Below are 20022 nucleotides of genomic sequence, written 5' to 3' on the forward strand. Positions count from 1 at the left end.
GCCATAACGGCGGTCCTGGGCCCGTGCCCGACACGCCGGGCAACTCGGCAAGGTTGTGGCAGGCTGCACCCGGGCAGGCCACACTCGACTAGCGGAAGCAGCGACGCACGTGACGTCGGCAGGCACCACCCGGGAGGTCCCCATGCCCGAACTGCGTGTCGTGGCCGTCTCGAATGACGGCACACGGCTGGTGCTGAAGGCTGCCGACTCTACGGAGTACACGCTTCCGATCGACGAACGGCTCCGCGCCGCGGTCCGCGGCGACCGGCCCCGCCTCGGCCAGATCGAGATCGAGGTCGAGAGCCATCTGCGCCCGCGCGACATCCAGGCGCGGATACGAGCCGGTGCCACGGCGGAAGAGGTCGCGCAGCTCGCCGGCATCCCCGTCGACCGGGTACGGCGCTTCGAGGGTCCGGTGCTGGCCGAGCGCGCCTTCATGGCCGAGCGGGCCCGCAAGACCCCGGTCCGCCGCCCCGGCGAGAACTCCGGCCCGCTGCTCGGCGAGGCCGTGCAGGAGCGGCTGCTGCTGCGCGGCGCCGAGAAGGACACCGTGCAGTGGGACTCCTGGCGCCGCGACGACGGCACCTGGGAGGTGCTCCTCGTCTACCGGGTCGCGGGCGAACCGCACTCGGCGAGCTGGACGTACGACCCGCCGCGGCGGCTCGTCCAGGCCGTCGACGACGAGGCGCGCTCGCTGATCGGCGAGTCCGACGACCTCGCCGTACCGGAGCCGAGCTTCCCGTTCGTCCCGAGGATCGCCCGGCTGCCGCGCGAGCGCACCATGGACCGCGCTCTCGACCGGAGCGACCGGGAGCGGCCCAGCCTGCCCGCGCCGTCGTCGGAGCCGGCCGAGGAGAGCACGGGCGAACGCGACTCGCTGACCAGCCTGCTGGAGGCCGTTCCGAGCTTCCGCGGCGACCTGGTGGTCCCCGAACGCCCGTCGGAACCCTCGGAGGACGCCGAGGAGGAGTCCGCCGCCGAGGAGCCGCCGGCGCCCGCCGCGTCCGCCGGCTCCGCCTACGCGGACGTCCTCATGCCGCGCTCCGTGGGCAGCCACCGCGACCGGCTCGTCGGCGCGACCGACCGCCAGGCCGAGGCCGACGGCGTCCGCCCCGGCCGCCGCGCCGCCGTACCGAGCTGGGACGAGATCGTGTTCGGCACGCGCCGCAAGAAGCAGGAGTAGGAGCAGGACGGTCCTACCGACCGGAAGAGGGGGCACGCGCGCGTGCCCCCTCTTCCGGCTGCCCGGTTACTGCGGATCCGCTCCCACCGCCACCGGCCGGGACGGGTCCGCGGACCACTCGGACCAGGAACCGACGTACAGGGCCGCCGGAATGCCCGCCACCGCGAGCGCGAGGGCCTCGTGGGCGGCGGAGACGCCCGAACCGCAGTACACGCCCACCTCGGTACCCTCGGACACCCCCAGGGCCTTGAAGCGGTCCCTCAGCTCCGCCGCGGGCAGGAACCGGCCGTCCGGGCCCACGTTCTCCGTCGTCGGCGCCGACACCGCGCCCGGGATGTGCCCGCCGACCCGGTCGATCGGCTCCACCTCACCGCGGTACCGCTCCCCCGCGCGCGCGTCCAGCAGCACACCCGTGCGGGCGAGGGCCGCGGCGCCGTCCGCGTCCAGCAGACCCGCCGCGCCCGGCGCCGGCTCGAAGTCGCCCTCGGCCGGGACCGGCGTCCCGGTGGACAGCTCGCCCTCCCAGGACGGCAACCCGCCGTCGAGCACCCGCACGTCCGGGTGACCCGTCCAGCGCAGCAGCCACCACGCGCGTGCCGCGGCCCAGCCCTGCCCGCCGTCGTACACGACGACCGGCCGGCCCGCCGACACGCCCGCGCGGCGCATCGCGGCACCGAACTCCGTCAGGTCCGGCAGCGGATGCCGGCCGTGCGCGCCGGGGGCGGCGGCCAGCTCGCGGTCCAGGTCGACGAAGACCGCGCCGGGGATGTGACCGGCCGCGTACTCGGCCCGTCCGTCGAAGGCGGGCGCGCCCGCCGCCTTCGCCGTGCTCAGCTGCCAGCGCACGTCCAGCAGCACCGGCGGGTTGCCGCCGGTCAGCTCGTGTGCGAGTTCGGATGCGGTGATGATGGCTGTCATGGCGTCCATCCATACGCCAGGGGTGGCCGCGGCGTCCAGGTCCCGCTACTCTGCTCGGCCGGACACGCTCGATCACCCACTGTGCGTGATCGAGCACGTGCTGTACAGCCGACGGACACCCGCCGGCCATCGTCAGGAAGCGGCGAAAGACGGCAGATCGGGCATCCTCCCGGACATACGGCCGAGCGGCGCGGTACGGCCCCACGGCACCGCGAGGATGCGGGCACCGGCACGGGCGTACGCGCCACCAGCGCGGACACCCTTCCGGGGAGCGGAAGCGACACGGCCACCACGAGGGGCCGGGGAGAGAGTGATCGATGACCGAGGCACGGGAGTCGGCCGGTCCGCACGCGCGGCGCGTGCCCGGCACGCCCTGCTGGGTGAGCCTGATGGTGCACGCGCTGGACGCCACCGAGGAGTTCTACGGTGAGCTGTTCGGCTGGGAGTTCCTGCCGGGCCCGCAGCAGTTCGGGCCCTATGTGCGGGCGTTGCTGGACGGGCGGGAGGTCGCCGGCATGGGCCGGCTGCCGGCGGACCGTCGGCTGCCGGTCGCCTGGACTCCGTACTTCGCCTCGGAGGACGTGGACCGGACCGCGGACACCGTGCGGTTGTGCGGCGGCACGCTGGCCGTCGGCCCGCTGGACGCGGCCGAGGCCGGGCGGATGGCGATCGCCTCCGACCCCTCCGGGGCGGTGTTCGGCATCTGGCAGGGCTCCGCGCATCTCGGCACGTCGATCACCGGCGTACCCGGCACGCCCGTCTGGAACGAACTGGTCACCTACGAGACGGAGAGCGTCGCCAAGTTCTACAGAAGCGTGTTCGGCTACGAGGAGGAGCCGGTGGTCTCCGCCGACTTCGACTACCTGGCCCTGCGCCTGGAGGGCCGTCCGGTGGCCGGGCTGCACGGCGTGGGCCACGGCCTGCCCCCGGACCGGGGGCCGTACTGGCGGACGTACTTCGAGGTCGCCGACCTCGCCGAAACGCTGCGGCAGGTCACCGGCCTGGGCGGCTGGATCCTCAAGCCGGCCCATGACAGCCCGCACGGGCGGCTGGCGACGGTGGCGGACCCGGAGGGCGCCGAGTTCTCGGTGGTCCAGGGTCCGCGCTGAGCCCTCAGGGCGTGCCGGAGGTCGGGACGGGCAGCACGTCCGGGGACAGGGCCGCCGCGCGGGCCGTCGCCGCTGTCATCCGGCGCCGGTGGTGGCGCCGGCACAGCACCTCGTAGCCGACCTGGCCCGCGGACTGGTTGACGTCGCCGACGACCACCTGGGCGCCCTCGACCACCATCTCGCCGTCGATCGTGCGGGCGTTGTGCGTGGCGCGGGCGCCGCACCAGCACAGCGCCTCCACCTGGAGCACCTCGATCCGGTCGGCCAGCTCCACCAGCCGCTGGGAGCCGGGGAACAGCTTGGAGCGGAAGTCGGTGGTGATGCCGAAGGCGAACACGTCCAGGCCGAGATCGTCCACGATGCGCGCGAGCTGGTCGATCTGCTCGGGGGCGAGGAACTGCGCCTCGTCCGCGATCACGTAGTCGGCCCGGCCGCCCCGCGAGAGGTGGTCCACGAGGAAGGCGTACACGTCCTGGCCGTCCTCGACCTCCACCGCGTCGGTGACCAGGCCCAGCCGGGAGGACAGCTTGCCCTCGCCGGCGCGGTCGTCCCGCGTGAAGATCATGCCGGCCAGGCCGCGCGCGGAGCGGTTGTGCTCGATCTGGAGAGCCAGCGTCGACTTCCCGCAGTCCATCGTTCCGGAGAAGAACACCAGCTCGGGCATGAGGAGTTGAGCACCTTTCGGCGAGTCGCTGAGGAGGGGGGACGGTTCAGGAGCGTACTTCGAGCAGCGGGACGAGCTGCTCGGCAGGGGTCATCGAGCCGTGGTTGCCGACCAGCGCCGACTCCTTGGGCTCCCGCTCGGAGGCGATGATCAGGACGTCGTCGTGCGCGGCGGCGACCACGTCCCCGATCCGCGGGTACACGCGCTCGTCGCACTCGCCGGGCCGCCCGAACCAGCCGGCCGCGATCGCCTCGTCCCGCGAGGCCACCCAGAACTGCTCCCCGAGCACCTCGCGCCACACCGTCAGCACGTCGTTCTCGGCGCCCGGCACCGCGTACACGTGCCGGGCCCGGCCCTCGCCGCCCAGCAGGGCGACACCGGCGCGCAGTTCCCAGTCCTCGTCGAAGTCGATGCGGTGCCGCTCGTCGAACGGGATGTCGACCATGCCGTGGTCGGCGGTGACGTAGAGGGCGCTGCGCGGCGGCAGTTGCTCCGCGAGGCGCTGGACGAGCCGGTCGACGTACATCAGCTGGCCGCGCCAGGTGTCGGAGGCGATGCCGTAGCGGTGTCCGGAGCCGTCCAGTTCGGCGTAGTACGTGTACACCAGCGCGCGGTCCGCGGCGGCCAGTTGCCCGGCCGCCAGGTCCATGCGCTCCTCGCCGGTGAGCCGTCCGTGAAAGCTGCCGCCGCTGAGCGCCACCTTGGTGAGCGGGGTGTGCTCGAAGGCGGGCGAGGACACCTGGGCGGCGTGCACCCCGGCCTGGTGGGCGAGCTGGAAGACGGTGGGGTACGGCTGCCAGGGGCGCGGTTCGGTGTACGGCTGCCAGCGGAGCTGGTTCATCAGCGCGCCGGTGTCCGGGTTGCGCACGCTGTAGCCGGGCAGACCGTGGGCGCCGGGCGGCAGGCCGGTGCCGACGGAGGCGAGGGAGGTCGCGGTGGTCGCCGGGTAGCCGGCGGTGAGCGGGCGGCCGGTGCCGCCGCGTGAACTGCCGAGCAGGGAGGTCAGGAACGGGGCCTCGTCCGGGTGGGCCTTCAGCTGCTCCCAGCCGAGGCCGTCGATCAGGAAGACGCAGACCCGGTCGGCGGGGGTCAGTTCCTCGATCGTGGCGGTCAGGCCGGGCACGCCCATGCCGGCGGCCAGGGTGGGCAGCAGGTCGGCGAGGGAGCCGCTGCCGTACTCGGGCAGCGGCGCGGTGTCCAGGGCGAGGGGTTCCGGGTGGTCCCAGGCGGAGAGCTGGGACATCAGCGCGTGACGTCCGCGGTCGCCTCCGAGATGGCCTGCGCGAAGGCGAGCGCCTGGCGCACCGTCTCCGGGCCGTCCCCGGCCTCGCTGACGCGCAGGCTGAGGTCGTCCGCCGTGGAGCTGCCCGTGTAGCCGTGGTCGGCGTCGCAGTTGGGGTCGCCGCAGGCGGCGGGTTCCAGGTCGATGCGGCTGACCGCGCCCCAGCCGATGGTCAGCACGACCTCGCGGGGCAGCGTGCCCGGCGTGTACTGCTCGGGGTTGGCGACCACCCGGCTGACCACGACCGAGGAGATCCGGTCGAGCTTCACGGACTCGGTGGAGGTGGTGGCGTACGGCGTCGGGGACGTGCTGTCGGCGGCCTGCTCGTCGGTGTGGCTGACGATGAAGCGGTTGCCGGTCAGGACCAGCACGGTGACGTGCCGGCGCACCTCGTTCTGGTCGAACGTGGTCTCCTGGTGGACCAGGTACGACCGGATGGGCTCGCCGCCCACAGCGGCCTCCACCGCCTCGGCCACGAGGGCCGGGTAGTAGCCGCTGCGCTCGATCGCCGCGCGCAGCCCCTGGGTCGTCGTACTGGTCTTGGCCATGGCGTCCATCCTAATCCGTGGGCAAGGGGGGTCCGGGCCAGTCGCGCGGACCGGCGGTGGTCTGTGCGCCCGCGCGCGGGGGCCTCGGCACGAACCCCGGCCGGATCTCCAGCCCTTCGGCGGCGGTCAGGCAGGAGACGGCCGCCCGTCCTCCGGCGTCCGCCTCGAACGCGACGACGAGGGGCGCGCCGTCCCCGAGGCCGTACGCGGGACGTGCCGTCTCCTCGGGCGTGGGCGGACGGAAGACGGGGTTGAAGCTCGGCGGGCAGGAGACGGAACGCGGGTCGGTGAAGATCACTTCCAGGCCGTGGGGACGGGTGAGGCCGTACCCGGCGGCCAGGCGCAGCCGTCCCGCGTCGCAGGCGATGATCTCCCAGTCCCGCCGGCTGCCCTCGGGCAGCTCGCGTCCGGCGATCTCCATGTGGCCCCCCGGTCCCGCTCAGTAGGCCGGCAGGGTGCGCGGGCCGAGGTCGTCACGGGCGGGCGGCGGCGCGAGCCGCACGGTGGCGCCGAGCACGCTGGCTCCGTGGGGGGCGACGACGACCGGCTCCAGGGTGACCGCGACCACCTCCGGATGGTCGTCGACCAGCCGCGACACCCGCAGCAGCAGCTCCTCCAGGGCCGGGGTGTCCACCGGGGTGGAGCCGCGCCAGCCGAACAGCAGCGGTGCCGTCCGGATCGACCGCACCAGCGAGGTCGCCTCCCGGTCGGTGACGGGGATCAGCCGGTGGGCCATGTCCCCGAGGAGCTGTGAGGCGGCCCCGGCCAGGCCGAAGGACAGCACGGCCCCGGCCGCCGGGTCGATCACCGCGCGTACAACCGTGTCGACCCCGCGCGGTGCCATGCCCTGCACCACCGGCCGCAGTTCCTCCGGCTGCCCGAACAGCTCGGTCAGTTCGGCGTACGCCCGCAGCAGTTGCTCCTCGTCGGCGAGGTCGAGGCGGACGCCGCCCAGGTCGGCGCGGTGCCTGAGGTGGGGGGCGGTGGCCTTGAGGGCGACCGGGTAGCCGAGCGCGCGGGCGGCCTCGACGGCGGCGTCCGGGGTGGGGGCGGGCAGGGCGCGGCGCACGGGTATGCCGTACTTGGCGAGCAGCCGGCAGGTCTCCGCGTCGGAGATGGTGAGCCCTTGCCCGCGCGCGAGCAGCTCGCCGATCAGCCGGGCGGCCCCCTTCTCGTCGATGTCGTCGTACTCCGGCACCCTCCCGGGATCGGCCGCCTCCCGCCGCCACTGCGCGTACTTCACGGCTTCCGCGAGGGCGCGGACGGCGCGTTCGGCGGCGGGGTAGGCGGGGATGAGGTGGGTGCCCTCGGGCGGGGTGGTCAGCGAGGCGGGGGCCGCCGCTCCCTCGGTGCCGGGCGCCCTGTCGGCGGCTCCCGGTGCGGTGCTCGCCGCCGCCGACAGCGCTTCCGCCAGTCCCCCGAGCTCCACGTGCACCACGAGCACCGGCTTGCCCGGCACCGCCGCCGCGGCCGACCGCAGCGCCTCCGCCAGCTCCGGGTCCCCCGGCGAGCTCTCCCCGATCGCGGGGATCGCCGTGACGACGACGGCGTCGTTCGTGCCGTCGGCCAGGGCGGCGGCGAGCGCATGGTGGAAGTCCTCGGCCGTCGCCCCGGTCGTCAGGTCGACCGGCCGCGCGGGCCGCAGTCCCTCGGCGAGGCACCGGTCGTACGTCAGCACGCCCAGCGACTCGGAGTTGCCGAGGATGGCCACGCGCGGTCCGGCGGGCAGCGGCTGCCGCGCGAGCAGCAGGCCCGCGTCGACCAGCTCGGTGATCGTGTCGACCCGGATCACACCGGCCTGCCGCAGGAGCGCGGAGACGGTCTCGTACGGCAGCCGGGTGGCCCGTACCGCGTGCCCCTGCGGTGCCGTGCCGGTCCCCTGCACCACCACGAGCGGCTTGGACGCCGCCGTCCGCCGGGCGAGGCGGGTGAACTTGCGGGGGTTGCCGATGGACTCCAGATACATGAGGACGACGTCGGTCTCGGGGTCGTCGTACCAGTACTGGAGGACGTCGTTGCCGGAGACGTCGGCGCGGTTGCCGGCGGAGACGAAGGTGGAGACGCCGGTGACGCCGGTGACCCCGCCGCCGCGCCGGTGCAGCCGGGAGAGCAGGGCGATGCCGATGGCGCCGGACTGGGCGAACAGCCCGATGCGGCCGGGGCGGGGCATCTGCGGGGCGAGCGAGGCGTTGAGCCGGACGTCCGGGGCGGTGTTGATGATCCCGAAGGCGTTCGGGCCGATGATCCGCATGCCGTACGCGCGCGCGGCCCGGACGAGGGCCCGTTGCCGCTCGCGCCCCTCGGGCCCGCTCTCGGCGTATCCGGCGGAGAGCACGACCAGCCCCTGGACGCCGTGCTCCCCGCACTCGGCGACGACGGCGGGCACGTACGCGGCCGGTACGGCGACGACGGCCAGGTCGACATGCCCGTCGATGTCCCGCACCGAGCGGTGCGCGGGCACCCCGTCGACCTCCTTGAGGTCGACGGGGAAGGCCGTGTTCACGGCGTACAGGGCGCCGGGGTAGCCGGCGTCGCGGAGGTTGCCGAGGACGCCGCGGCCCACCCCGCCGGGGGCGCGGCCGACGCCGACGACCGCGACGGAGCCGGGCGCGAGGAGCCTGCGTACCGAACGGGCCTCGGCGCGCTGCTCCCGCGCGCGCTGCACGGCGAGGGAGCGGTCGGTGGGTTCCAGGTCGAACTCCAGGCGGACGACGCCGTCCTCGAAGCTGCGCTTCTGGGTGTAGCCCGCGTCCGTGAACACCTTGATCATCTTGGTGTTGGCGGGCAGCACCTCGGCGGCGAAGCGGCGGATGCCCCGCTCGCGCGCGACGGCCGCGATGTGCTCCAGCAGGGCGGAGGCGACCCCGCGGCCCTGGTGGGCGTCCTGCACCAGGAAGGCGACCTCGGCCTCGTCGGCGGGCGCGGACGCGGGCATGCCGCCGGTGCCGATGCGGTCATAGCGTACGGTGGCGATGAACTCGCCGCCGATGGTGGCCGCGAGTCCCACCCGGTCCACAAAGTCGTGGTGCGTGAAGCGGTGGACGTCCTTGGCGGAGAGTCGTGGGTACGGCGCGAAGAAGCGGTAGTACTTCGACTCGTCCGAGACCTGCTCGTAGAAACTGACCAGGCGGTCGGCGTCATCAACGGTGATGGGCCTGATGCGCGCGGTGCCACCGTCGCGCAGCACCACGTCCGCCTCCCAGTGGGCGGGGTACTGGTGCCGGTCCTGCCGGCCCGCCGAGGTCTGCATGGGCCCCAGAGTACGGCTCGCGTCCGACAACGTCGCGAGGCAGTCTGTGGAGGACGAGAAGCCGGACCGAGGCCGCGGTCCGGTGCCGCACCGGAGGGGACGCACGTCCGCTCCGGAGAGGCTTCACGATATGGGAAACTGGTCTAGACAACCTGAACACCGAAGGGCAGCAACACATGGCTGAGCGCCGCGTCAACGTCGGCTGGGCCGAGGGCCTCCACGCCCGCCCCGCCTCCATCTTCGTCCGAGCCGCCACGGCCGCAGGCGTCCCGGTGACGATCGCCAAGGCCGGGGGCAACCCCGTCAACGCGGCCTCCATGCTGGCCGTCCTGGGCCTCGGTGCCCAGGGTGGCGAGGAGATCGTCCTCGCCTCCGACGCTGAGGGCGCCGACGCCGCCCTGGACCGTCTGGCCAAGCTGGTCTCCGAGGGCCTGGAAGAGCTGCCCGAGACCGTCTGAGCGACCACCGCGCAGAGCGCCGGAGCCGCGTTCGCCTTTCGGGGCGGCGCGGCTCCGCCGTATCCGGGACGAAGTCGACCGCACACGGACGCACTCGACCCGATGTGCCGTCGATTCACCGCCCGCAGGCGCCCGGTGAACTCCGCGGAATTACGGCACGATGAATTCGGGGCAGCAGGAAATACCCCGACGGGAAATGCCTCTTCTTTGTATACGGTGCCCTTGTTAATGCCGCGGGCCCGGCATGTTTACGGCATGTTGCGAAGTCCTCACGCGCTCCGTGGCGGGAGAAAACCGCAATCGGTGCGCCCCCGTCGCACGCTCGGCGTGCAGCGCCGTGAGCGCCCGCGCGCGCTCCGCGTCGCCACGCGCCACCGCGTCCACGATGGCACCGTGCTCCGTCCAGGACTCCACCGGGCCGACCGGCGCCTCCACCGTGTACATCCAGGCGATCTTGTGCCGCAACTGGGTGAGCATCGAGGTCAGCGAGGTGCTGCCGGAGGCCTGGGCCAGCGTCTCGTGGAACCAGCCGCCCAGCGAGCGCAGGTCCTCGTTGCTGCCCCTGCGGGCCCGCTCCTGGCCCAGCCGGACCAGACCGCGCAGCACTTTCAGGTGCGCCTCGGTGCGCCGCTGGGCGGCCCGGGCGGCGCCCAGCGGCTCCAGCAGCGTCCGCATCTCCAGCAGGTCGGCGGCCTCCTGCTCGGTCGGCTCGGCCACGCACGCGCCCGCGTGCCGGCGCGTCACCACGAAGCCCTCGGCCTCCAGGGTGCGCAGGGCCTCGCGCACGGGGACGCGCGAGACGCCGTAGCGGCGGGCCAGGACTTCCTCGGTGAGGCGGCTGCCGCGCTCGTAGACACCCGCGACGATGTCGTCCCGGATGGCCGTGCACACCGAGTGCGCCGGAATACGCATGACCGACCTCCGTCTTAATCCCCGTGAAACGTCGACGATGGACGCGTGTTCCGAGACTCTATTCCAACGAACCGGAATTTCCGACGGCGGACCCTAATCCATGGCGATTTTTTGGACAGCGGATCCGGCGGACACCGTGAAAAACGGCGAAAGCCCCGGCTCGGTGAGCCGGGGCCTCGGACAGCCGTGCGGTCGGTGTCAGACGTGCACGCCGTGCTTGCGGAGGTAGGCGACGGGGTCGACGTCCGAGCCGTACTCGGGGGTCGTGCGCACCTCGAAGTGGAGGTGCGGACCGGTGACGTTGCCGGTGGCGCCGGACAGGCCGATCTGCTGGCCCGGGACGACCTTCTGGCCCACCGCGACCCCGATGGACGACAGGTGGCCGTACTGGGTGTACATGCCGTCGGCCATGCGGATCACGACCTGGTTGCCGTACGCGCCGCCCCAGCCCGCGGAGACGACCGTGCCGGAGCCCACCGCGTGGACGGCCGTGCCGCTGGCCGCGTGGAAGTCGATGCCGGTGTGCGCACCGGAGGACCACAGGGAGCTGCTGGCCCGGTAGGCGGTGGAGACGTAGGAGTGCACGATGGGGGCCACGAAGGCGTTCAGCCGCTTGCGCTCCGCCTCCCGGGCCGCCCGGGCCTTGGCGGCGCGGACCTCCTCGGCCCGCTTCGCCGCCGCCTTCGCCGCGGCCTCCTCGGCCGCCTTCTGTTCGGCGGCCTGCTGCTGCGCGGCGGCCTGCGCGTCGATCTCGTCGGCGACGTCCTCGGACACGGCGACGACCGGGGTGAGGCCGGTCTGCTCCGTGGATGTCTCGGCGGCGAGCGCCGGGGAGGCGGCGAGGGTGCCGATCACACCGGTGGTGGTGAGGGCCGCGACGCCGGCCGCCTGGACGGTGGTCCGCTTGACCCGGCCGGGCTTGCGGTGCTTCCCGGTGGCGCACATGAACGCCATGAAGTGGCTGGTCCTTTCCTTCCCTCTCGCCTACCGGGTTAGCTGACGGGTTCGGAGCAGGAAGGTCTCCTACGGGCCCCCTCGCAGCAGCGCGGGCGCCCGATTCACCCCAGGGACGGTGGGTCCCCGGCTCCCCTGGCTCGCGCCGTACGGGGACTCGGCGATGACTGTCCGGTGCCGCGGGTGCGGCGCACTGCCTGACGAACAGCCCGGACGAAACTACGCAAGCACGCTGTCAATCCTCAAACACATCCCGGATTTTGTAGCGCATCCCACAGGGCAGACAGGCAACCTCCGCCCCAAAACGGGCATCTGGCGGACGGAGTGGAACAGCGTGGGGCCCTGACGACCCGTAGGTCGCCAGGGCCCCACGCGCGCGTGCCGTCGTCCGGCCGCCACCGCGGTCGCCTACTCGGCCGCCACCACGGTCACTTCACCGATGCCCAGCGCCTCCACCGGCGCCTTGATCTGCGACGCGTCCCCGACGAGGACGGTCACCAGGCGGTCCACCGGGAAGGCGTTCACCACGGCCGCGGTGGCCTCCACCGTGCCCGTGGCCGCCAACTGCTGGTACAGCCTCGCCTGGAAGTCGTCGGGCAGATGCTGCTCGACCTGGTCCGCCAGCGTGCTCGCGACGGCCGCCGCGGTCTCGTACTTCAGCGGCGCCACACCGACCAGGTTCTGCACGGCGACGTCCCGCTCGGCGTCGGTCAGACCGTCCGCCGCGACCGTGCGCAGCACCTTCCACAGGTCGTCCAGCGCCGGGCCGGTGTTCGGGGTGTCCACGGAGCCGCTGATGGCGAGCATCGCCGCGCCCGTGCCGTCCGGCGCGGACCGCAGGACCTGCCCGAAGGACCGCACGCCGTAGGTGTAGCCCTTCTCCTCGCGCAGCACCCGGTCCAGGCGGGAGGTGAGGGTGCCGCCGAGGCAGTACGTGCCGAGCACCTGGGCGGGCCACACCCGGTCGTGCCGGTCGGGACCGATCCGGCCGATGAGCAGCTGGGTCTGGACCGCGCCGGGCCGGTCCACGATGACCACGCGCCCGGTGTCGTCGGCGGTCACCGGCGGCACCGGCCGGGGCTCGCCCGGGGTGCCGGTCCAGGCGCCCAGGGTGTCGCCCAGCAGCGCGTCCAGGTCGGCGCCGGTCAGGTCGCCGACGACGACCACGGTGGCCGTGGCGGGCCGCACATGACGGTCGTAGAAGGCGCGTACGGCCGCCTCGTCGATCTTCTCGACCGTCTCCTCGGTGCCCTGGCGCGGACGGGACATGCGCGAGGTCGCCGGGAACAGCTCCTTGGAGAGCTCCTTGGCGGCCCGGCGGGAGGGGTTGGCCAGCTCGTGCGGGATCTCGTCCAGGCGGTTGCGGACCAGCCGCTCGACCTCGCTCGCGGCGAAGGCGGGCGCGCGCAGGGCGTCGGCGAGCAGGCCGAGGCCCTTGGCCAGGCGGGAGGCCGGGACCTCCAGGCTGAGCCGCACGCCGGGGTGGTCGGCATGCGCGTCGAGGGTGGCGCCCGCGCGCTCCAGCTCGGCGGCGAACTCCTCGGCGGAGTGCTTGTCGGTGCCCTCGGAGAAGGCCCGCGCCATGATCGTGGCGACGCCGTCCAGGCCGGCCGGCTCGGCGTCCAGCGGCGCGTCCAGCAGCACCTCGACGGCGACGACCTGCTGGCCCGGGCGGTGGCAGCGCAGCACGGTCAGGCCGTTGTCCAGCGTGCCGCGCTCGGGCGCCGGGAACGCCCACGGCTTGGCCTCGCCGGGCCGCGGCTGGGGGTGGAAGTCCATGGTGGCGAGCTCGGTCACTTGGCCGTCTCCTCGTTCTCGGTCTCGTCGCGGCCCGCCTCGACGGTCGCTTCCTGCTCCGGGTCCTCGGGGACCCCGGCGTCCGGGACGGACTCCGGGGACTTCGGCTCGTAGACGAGGACCGCGCGGTTGTCGGGCCGCAGACGGGCCTTGGCGACCTCCTGGACCTCCTGCGGGGTCACCTCCAGGACGCGCTTGACCGCGGTCAGGGCGAGCTGCGGGTCGCCGAACAGGACCGCGTACCGGCACAGTTCGTCGGCGCGGCCGGCGACCGTGCCGAGCCGGTCCAGCCACTCGCGCTCCAGCTGGGCCTGGGCGCGCTCCATCTCCTCGGCCGTGGGGCCCTCCGCGGCGAACCGGGCCAGCTCCTCGTCGATGGCGGCCTCGATGACCGGCACCTCGACGTCACCGGAGGTCTTCACGTCCAGCCAGCCCATGGAGGGAGCGCCGGCCAGTCGCAGCAGACCGAAGCCGGCCGCGACGGCCGTCCGGTCCCGGCGCACCAGCCGGTTGTACAGGCGGGAGGACTCTCCGCCGCCCAGGACGGTCAGGGCGAGGTCGGCCGCGTCGCACGCGCGCGTGCCGTCGTGCGGGAGCCGGTAGGCGGCCATCAGGGCACGCGCCGGGACCTCCTCCACGACGACCTCGCGCAGCTGCTCGCCGATGACGTCCGGCAGGGAGCCGTCGCGGGGGGCGGGCTTGCCGTCGTGGGACGGGATGGAGCCGAAGTACTTCTCGATCCACGCGAGCGTCTGCTGGGGGTCGATGTCGCCGACCACGGAGAGCACCGCGTTGTTCGGCGCGTAGTAGGTGCGGAAGAACTGGCGGGCGTCCTCCAGGGTGGCCGCGTCCAGGTCCGCCATCGAGCCGATCGGCGTGTGGTGGTAGGGGTGGCCCTCCGGGTAGGAGAGCGCGGTCAGCTTCTCGAAGGCGGTGCCGTACGGCACGTTGTCGTAGCGCTGGCGGCGCTCGTTCTTGACGACGTCCCGCTGGTTCTCCATGGACTCGTCGTCCAGGGCGGCCAGCAGCGAGCCCATGCGGTCGGCCTCCAGCCAGAGCGCCAGCTCCAGCTGGTGGGCGGGCATGGTCTCGAAGTAGTTGGTCCGCTCGAAGCTGGTGGTGCCGTTCAGCGAGCCGCCGGCGCCCTGCACCAGCTCGAAGTGGCCGTTCCCCTTGACCTGCGCGGAGCCCTGGAACATCAGGTGCTCGAAGAGGTGAGCCAGGCCGGTACGCCCCTTGACTTCGTGGCGTGAGCCGACGTCGTACCAGAGGCAGACCGCCGCCACCGGGGTCAGGTGGTCCTCGGAGAGCACCACGCGCAGACCGTTGGCCAGGCGGTGCTCGGTCGCTGTCAGGCCCCCGGAGCCTGCCTCGGCTGTGGTCGTGTGACCCATGGGCATGTACGTCCCTTCGCGAGCGGAGGCGGTTGATGGAAACCGCGGTTTTCCTGCCGTTCCTGCCACTGTATGCAAAGCGTGCGGGGCCTCGGCGAAGTTCCCGCGGGGCGTACGCCCACAGCGGATCCCGTGACCCGCCCGGGACCCGCTCCCGGCTCCCGGCGGGGCCTTGGGAACCGGGTCGCGGCACGGGTTGTCACTGCCTCGGTCCACAATGGTCGGCGTCAGTTCCGTCCATCCTTTCAGCAAGGAGCCGGCAGCGATGGCCCGCCGCAGCACGAAGACCCCGCCGCCCGACGATTCGTTCGAGGAGAGGATCCTCGACATCGACGTCGTGGACGAGATGCGTGGCTCCTACCTGGAGTACGCGTACTCGGTCATCTACTCGCGCGCCCTGCCGGACGCCCGCGACGGCCTGAAGCCGGTGCACCGCCGCATCGTGTACCAGATGAACGAGATGGGCCTGCGCCCCGAACGCGGCTATGTGAAGTGCGCCCGTGTCGTCGGCGAGGTCATGGGCAAGCTGCACCCGCACGGCGACGCGTCGATCTACGACGCCCTGGTGCGCATGGCGCAGCCCTTCTCCATGCGCGTGCCGCTGGTCGACGGCCACGGCAACTTCGGCTCGCTGGGCAACGACGACCCGCCGGCCGCCATGCGGTACACCGAGTGCCGGATGGCCGAGGCGACGAGCCTGATGACCGAGTCGATCGACGAGGACACGGTCGACTTCGCGCCGAACTACGACGGCCAGGAGCAGGAGCCGGTGGCGCTGCCCGCCGCCTTCCCGAACCTGCTGGTCAACGGCTCCTCGGGCATCGCGGTCGGCATGGCGACGAACATGCCGCCGCACAACCTGCGCGAGGTCATCGCCGCCGCCCGCCACCTGATCCGCAACCCGAACGCGGACCTGGACGCGCTGATGAAGCACGTCCCCGGCCCGGACCTGCCCACCGGCGGCCGGATCGTCGGCCTGGACGGCATCCGGGACGCGTACGCGACCGGCCGCGGCACCTTCAAGATGCGCGCGACCGTCTCGGTCGAGACGGTCACCGCCCGCCGCAAGGGCCTGGTGGTCACCGAGCTGCCGTTCACGGTCGGCCCCGAGAAGGTCATCGCGAAGATCAAGGACCTGGTCAACGCGAAGAAGGTCCAGGGCATCGCCGACGTCAAGGACCTCACCGACCGCGAGCACGGCCTGCGCCTGGTCATCGAGATCAAGAACGGCTTCGTGCCGGAGGCGATCCTGGAGCAGCTGTACAAGCTGACCCCGATGGAGGAGTCCTTCGGCATCAACAACGTCGCCCTGGTCGACGGCCAGCCGCTCACCCTGGGCCTGAAGGAGCTGCTGGAGGTCTACCTGGACCACCGCTTCGACGTGGTCCGGCGCCGCAGCGAGTTCCGCCGCGGCAAGAAGCGCGACCGGCTGCACCTGGTCGAGGGCCTGTTGACCGCGCTGGTCGACATCGACGAGGTCATCCGGATCATCCGGTCCAGTGAGAACTCCGCGCAGGCCAAGGAGCGCCTGATCGAGCGCTTCTCGCTGAGCGAGGTGCAGACGCAGTACATCCTCGACACGCCGCTGCGCCGGCTCACCAAGTACGACCGGATCGAGCTGGAGGCGGAGAAGGACAAGCTCACCGCGGAGATCGAGGAGCTGACCCGGATCCTGGAGTCGGACGTGGAGCTGCGCAAGCTGGTCTCGGCCGAACTGGCCGCCGTGGCGAAGAAGTTCGGCACCGACCGGCGCACGGTCCTGCTGGAGTCCGCGGGCGCCCCGGCGGCCACCGTCCCGCTCCAGGTGGCCGACGACCCGTGCCGGGTGCTGCTGTCCTCGACGGGGCTGCTGGCGCGTACGGCGACCGACGAGCCGTTCCCGGAGGCGGCGGGCGCCAAGCGCGTCAAGCACGACGTGATCGTCTCGGCGGTGCCGGCGACCGCGCGCGGGGTGATCGGCGCGGTGACCTCGGAGGGCCGGCTGCTGCGGATCAACGTGGTCGACCTGCCGCAGCTGCCCGAGCAGGCCGGCGCGCCGAATCTCTCCGGAGGTGCCCCGCTGGCGGAGTTCGTCTCCCTGGAGGACGACGAGACGGTGGTCTGCCTGACCACGCTGGACGAATCGTCCCCGGGTCTCGCGCTCGGCACCGAGCAGGGCGTCGTCAAGCGCGTGGTGCCCGACTACCCGTCCAACAAGGACGAGTTGGAGGTCATCACGCTCAAGGAGGGCGACCGGATCGTCGGCGCGGTGGAGCTGCGCACCGGCGAGGAGGACCTGGTGTTCATCACGGACGACGCGCAGCTGCTGCGCTTCCAGGCCTCCATCGTGCGCCCGCAGGGCCGCCCGGCGGGCGGCATGGCGGGCATCAAGCTCACCGAGGGCGCGAAGGTGATCTCCTTCACGGCGGTCGACCCGGCCGTCGACGCGGTGGTGTTCACGGTCGCGGGCTCGCGCGGCACGCTGGACGACTCGGTGCAGACGACGGCCAAGCTCACCCCGTTCGACCAGTACCCGCGCAAGGGCCGGGCCACGGGCGGCGTGCGCTGCCAGCGGTTCCTGAAGGGCGAGGACTGCCTGTCGCTGGCCTGGGCGGGCCCGACGCCCGCGCTCGCGGCGCAGAAGAACGGCACCCCGGCGGACCTGCCGGAGCCGGACCCGCGCCGGGACGGCTCGGGCACGTCGCTGGCGAAGACGGTGGCGGTGGTGGCGGGGCCGGTGCTGTAGACGGGCTCCGGGCGGGCTCCCCGGGGGCCGCCCGGTGGCTCTAGGCGGGGCTCCAGGCGGGGCTCCAGGCGGGGCTTTAGGCGGGGCTTTAGGCGGGCGGATCCTCCACGTCGGCGTCCGCTTCGTCCGGGCCCTGTACGTAGCGCAGGACGCCCCACATGCCGTGTTCGTCGGTGTGTGGGGCGTCGTCGCCCCTGCACGCCTCCAGTTCCTTGCCGAGGGTGTCGGCGTCGATGCCGGTGCCGATCAGCACGAGCTGGGTGAGGCGGTCCTCGCGGGGTGCCCAGGGCTCCGGGTAGAAGCGCAGGAACCGGCCGACGGCGTGCACGGCGTAGCGGTTGAGCGGGTCGTACGGCCCGAAGTCGACGTACCCCTTGATCCGGTACAGCCCCTCGGGCCGGCTGTCCAGGAACCGCATGAGCCGACGGGGCTCCAGGGGCACGCCGGAGGTGAAGGACAGGCTGTCGTAGCCGGTGTGCAGATGTCCGGCGTGGTCGTCGGCGTCGCGGTCGGTGAGGTCGTCGAAGGAGAGCTGCCCGAGGCGCTCCTCGCTCGGCCGGCAGTCGAAGAGGAACTCGGGGTCGATCCGGCCGTAGGTGGCGGGGACGACGGCGGCTCGGCCGGTGAGCGCACGGACGGCCGCCAGCGTCCGCTCGGCGTCGTCCGCTCGGTCGAGCTTGTTGACGACGACCAGGTCGGCGAGCGCCAGGTGCCGGTCGATCTCGGGGTGCTTCGCCCGCGTGTCGTCGAACTCGGCGGCGTCGACGACCTCCACGAGGCCGCCGTAGACGATGCCCGGGTGCTCGCTGGCGAGCACCATGCGCACGAGTTCCCGGGGCTCGGCCAACCCGCTGGCCTCGATGACGATCACGTCGATCCCGGCGTCGGGCGCGGCGAGCCGGTCCAGGTAGCCGTCGAGTTCGCTCACGTCGACGGCACAGCACAGGCAGCCGTTGCCGAGCGAGACGGTCGAGTCGCCCAGGGCGCCGGCGACGGCCATCGCGTCGATCTCGATGGCCCCGAAGTCGTTGACGACGGCCCCGATCCGGCTGCCTCCGCTGCGGTGCAGCAGATGATTGAGGAGCGTGGTCTTTCCGGAGCCCAGGAAACCGGCGAGCACGACGACCGGGATCTGCCGCGGGCTGCCGCCGCGTGCCAGGCTGTTCCCCAACGGGCGACCTCTCTGACGTACCAGAGCGCACCGGATCGCGGCCCGATGCGCGGACGGGCATGGACTGCGCGTCAAGGATACGAGCGGGACGGGACACGAAGCTGCGCGGCCGTCGGTGGGGGCGGAGTACGGCGGGTGGTGCGGGGGCGTGGCGGGTGGCGCGGACGCCATGGCGGGCGGTGCGGGGACGCGGCAGGCGGCACGGGGGCGCGGCGGGTGGCATGGGCGCCATGGCGGGCGGTGCGGGGACGCGGCGAGTGGTGCAGGGAGACTGCGGGCGACGCAGGGAACGGAGGTCGGCGCCGGGACCGGCGGACGGTGCGGGGATATGGCGGACGGTGCGGGGATACGGCGGACGGCACGGCGTCATAGCAGGCGACGCGGGGACACCGTGGGCGGCACGGGGACGCGGCGGGTGGCATGGGCGCCGTGGCGGTCCGCCGCGCTCACTCGGCGGCGGGCACCTCAGCCCCCGGCTCCGGGCCCACGTACCGCGCCACCGGGCGGATGATCTTCGAGTCGGCGGCCTGTTCCAAGATGTTGGCGCTCCAGCCCACGACCCGTGCCGCCGCGAAGGTAGGGATGAACATTTCCCGGGGCAGGCCGCACAGTTCCATGACCACGCCGGCGTAGAACTCGACGTTCGTGTGGAGTTCGCGGCCGGGCTTCAGCTCGGCGAGGATCGCCTCCACGCGGCGCTCGACCTCGACCGCGAAGTGCGCCCGCGGGCCGCCGAAGCCGAGGGCGATCTCGCGCAGCATCCGGGACCGCGGGTCCTCCGTGCGGTAGACGGCGTGCCCGAAGCCCATGATCCGGTCACCGGCGAGCACCCGCTCGCGGATCCAGGCGTCGATCCGGTCGGGCGTGCCGATCGCGTCCAGGGTGTCCAGGGCCCGGCTGGGCGCGCCTCCGTGCAGCGGTCCGGACAGGGCACCGACGGCACCGGTCAGGCAGGCCGCCACGTCGGCGCCCGTGGAGGCGATGACGCGTGCGGTGAAGGTTGACGCATTGAATCCATGATCAATGGTTGAGATGAGGTATTGCTCGATGGCACGCGTCCGGCGCGGGTCCGGTTCCGAACCCGTCAACATGTACAGGTAGTTCGCCGCGTACGAGAGGTCCTCGCGCGGCTCGACCGGATCGAGGCCGCGGCCCAGCCGGTACAGCGCGGTGAGCAGGGTGGGTACGGCCGCGCAGGCGGCCACGGTGTCGGCGCGACGTTGGTCGGTGTCGGTGTCGTACACCGGCCGGAAGCCCTGGGCCGCACCGAGCAGGGACAGGGCCGTGCGCAGTCCGGCCAGCGGCCCGGAGCCCCGCCCGGCCGCGGCGATGGCGGGCAGGGCCGCGTGGACGTCCTCGGGCAGGCGCCGCAGCGCGGCGGTCTCGGCGGCGAAGGCGGCACCGCGCCGGGCGTCCGGCAGTACGCCGTGGACCAGCAGATGCCAGACGTCCTCGAAGCTCCGGGTGCGCGCGAGGTCGACGGCCGGGTACTGGCGGTAGTGGTAGAAGCCCTCCCGGCCCCGGACGTCACCGACCTCGGTCTCGGCGACGACGACGCCGGCGAGGCCGCGCGGGACGTCGATGAGCGGGGTCGCGGGCATGTTGACGGCCATGAACTCCTCCTTGGATGCCATCCAGTTACTTGATCCGACTGTCC

At 73.0% G+C, this 20022-nt stretch carries 16 protein-coding genes and 1 riboswitch; of the genes, 4 read left to right on the forward strand and 12 right to left on the reverse strand.

Annotated features, from left to right (window positions below; genetic code table 11):
• Positions 1–142: 142 nt before the first annotated feature.
• Positions 143–1183, forward strand: coding sequence for a septation protein SepH (gene sepH, locus AQJ11_RS28155; RefSeq protein WP_059264976.1), 1041 nt, complete (start codon positions 143–145; stop codon positions 1181–1183).
• 66 nt (positions 1184–1249) lie between these two features.
• Here sepH and AQJ11_RS28160 read toward each other — a convergent pair whose 3' ends face one another.
• A complete protein-coding gene (locus AQJ11_RS28160) occupies positions 1250–2101 on the reverse strand; it encodes a sulfurtransferase (protein ID WP_059264978.1) in 852 nt (283 codons plus the stop codon).
• A gap of 317 nt (positions 2102–2418) precedes the next feature.
• Between AQJ11_RS28160 and AQJ11_RS28165 the strand changes: the two genes are divergently transcribed.
• Complete coding sequence (locus AQJ11_RS28165; RefSeq protein ID WP_059264980.1) at positions 2419–3210, forward strand: VOC family protein; 792 nt, start codon at positions 2419–2421, stop codon at positions 3208–3210.
• 4 nt (positions 3211–3214) lie between these two features.
• Here AQJ11_RS28165 and AQJ11_RS28170 read toward each other — a convergent pair whose 3' ends face one another.
• Genes AQJ11_RS28170 through AQJ11_RS28190 form a run of 5 tightly spaced genes read right to left on the reverse strand, consistent with a single transcriptional unit; the run spans position 3215 to position 8954 of the window.
• Positions 3215–3874, reverse strand: a complete 660-nt coding sequence (locus tag AQJ11_RS28170; protein WP_014675505.1) for a thymidine kinase — start codon at positions 3872–3874, stop codon at positions 3215–3217.
• A gap of 46 nt (positions 3875–3920) precedes the next feature.
• Positions 3921–5117, reverse strand: a complete 1197-nt coding sequence (locus AQJ11_RS28175; RefSeq protein WP_058082200.1) for an alkaline phosphatase family protein — start codon at positions 5115–5117, stop codon at positions 3921–3923.
• Positions 5117–5713 carry a DUF5998 family protein gene (locus AQJ11_RS28180; RefSeq protein ID WP_014675503.1) on the reverse strand — a complete coding sequence of 199 codons (597 nt, stop codon included), beginning with the start codon at positions 5711–5713 and terminating at the stop codon, positions 5117–5119. Before AQJ11_RS28180 ends, AQJ11_RS28175 begins: the two co-directional genes overlap by 1 nt.
• Position 5714: 1 nt before the next feature.
• A complete protein-coding gene (locus AQJ11_RS28185; RefSeq protein ID WP_059264982.1) occupies positions 5715–6125 on the reverse strand; it encodes a hypothetical protein in 411 nt (136 codons plus the stop codon).
• A gap of 18 nt (positions 6126–6143) precedes the next feature.
• On the reverse strand, positions 6144–8954 hold the full coding sequence (locus tag AQJ11_RS28190) for a bifunctional acetate--CoA ligase family protein/GNAT family N-acetyltransferase (RefSeq protein WP_208616627.1): 2811 nt from the start codon (positions 8952–8954) through the stop codon (positions 6144–6146).
• Positions 8955–9130: 176 nt separating this feature from the next.
• On the opposite strand from AQJ11_RS28190, the gene AQJ11_RS28195 reads away from it, so the two are divergent.
• Positions 9131–9412 (forward strand): HPr family phosphocarrier protein, encoded by a 282-nt coding sequence (locus tag AQJ11_RS28195; RefSeq protein WP_014675499.1) that lies wholly within the window; start codon positions 9131–9133, stop codon positions 9410–9412.
• A gap of 225 nt (positions 9413–9637) precedes the next feature.
• On the opposite strand, the gene AQJ11_RS28200 is transcribed toward AQJ11_RS28195, so the two are convergent.
• The 4 genes from AQJ11_RS28200 to AQJ11_RS28215 form a co-directional block, all read right to left on the reverse strand.
• A complete protein-coding gene (locus tag AQJ11_RS28200) occupies positions 9638–10324 on the reverse strand; it encodes a GntR family transcriptional regulator (RefSeq protein ID WP_014675498.1) in 687 nt (228 codons plus the stop codon).
• Positions 10325–10522: 198 nt separating this feature from the next.
• Positions 10523–11278 carry a M23 family metallopeptidase gene (locus AQJ11_RS28205; protein WP_014675497.1) on the reverse strand — a complete coding sequence of 252 codons (756 nt, stop codon included), beginning with the start codon at positions 11276–11278 and terminating at the stop codon, positions 10523–10525.
• 12 nt (positions 11279–11290) lie between these two features.
• A riboswitch (cyclic di-AMP (ydaO/yuaA leader) is annotated at positions 11291–11451 on the reverse strand.
• Positions 11452–11686: 235 nt separating this feature from the next.
• Positions 11687–13075, reverse strand: a complete 1389-nt coding sequence (locus AQJ11_RS28210; protein ID WP_059264984.1) for a M16 family metallopeptidase — start codon at positions 13073–13075, stop codon at positions 11687–11689.
• Positions 13072–14475 (reverse strand): M16 family metallopeptidase, encoded by a 1404-nt coding sequence (locus AQJ11_RS28215; RefSeq protein WP_014675495.1) that lies wholly within the window; start codon positions 14473–14475, stop codon positions 13072–13074. The genes AQJ11_RS28210 and AQJ11_RS28215 overlap by 4 nt, the downstream gene beginning before the upstream one ends.
• 259 nt (positions 14476–14734) lie before the next feature.
• Here AQJ11_RS28215 and AQJ11_RS28220 point away from each other — a divergent pair, with 259 nt between their 5' ends.
• Positions 14735–17194, forward strand: coding sequence for a DNA gyrase/topoisomerase IV subunit A (locus AQJ11_RS28220; protein ID WP_059264986.1), 2460 nt, complete (start codon positions 14735–14737; stop codon positions 17192–17194).
• 88 nt (positions 17195–17282) lie between these two features.
• Here the strand turns inward: AQJ11_RS28220 and AQJ11_RS28225 are convergent, their stop codons facing one another.
• Both AQJ11_RS28225 and AQJ11_RS28230 read right to left on the reverse strand, forming a co-directional pair.
• Entirely contained in the window at positions 17283–18365 is a 1083-nt protein-coding gene (locus AQJ11_RS28225) for a CobW family GTP-binding protein (protein ID WP_059264988.1), read from the reverse strand.
• 446 nt (positions 18366–18811) lie between these two features.
• On the reverse strand, positions 18812–19978 hold the full coding sequence (locus AQJ11_RS28230) for a citrate synthase/methylcitrate synthase (protein ID WP_059264990.1): 1167 nt from the start codon (positions 19976–19978) through the stop codon (positions 18812–18814).
• Positions 19979–20022: the final 44 nt, after the last annotated feature.

This window comes from Streptomyces corchorusii (assembly GCF_001514055.1).
In the GTDB taxonomy this organism is placed as follows: domain Bacteria; phylum Actinomycetota; class Actinomycetes; order Streptomycetales; family Streptomycetaceae; genus Streptomyces; species Streptomyces olivaceoviridis.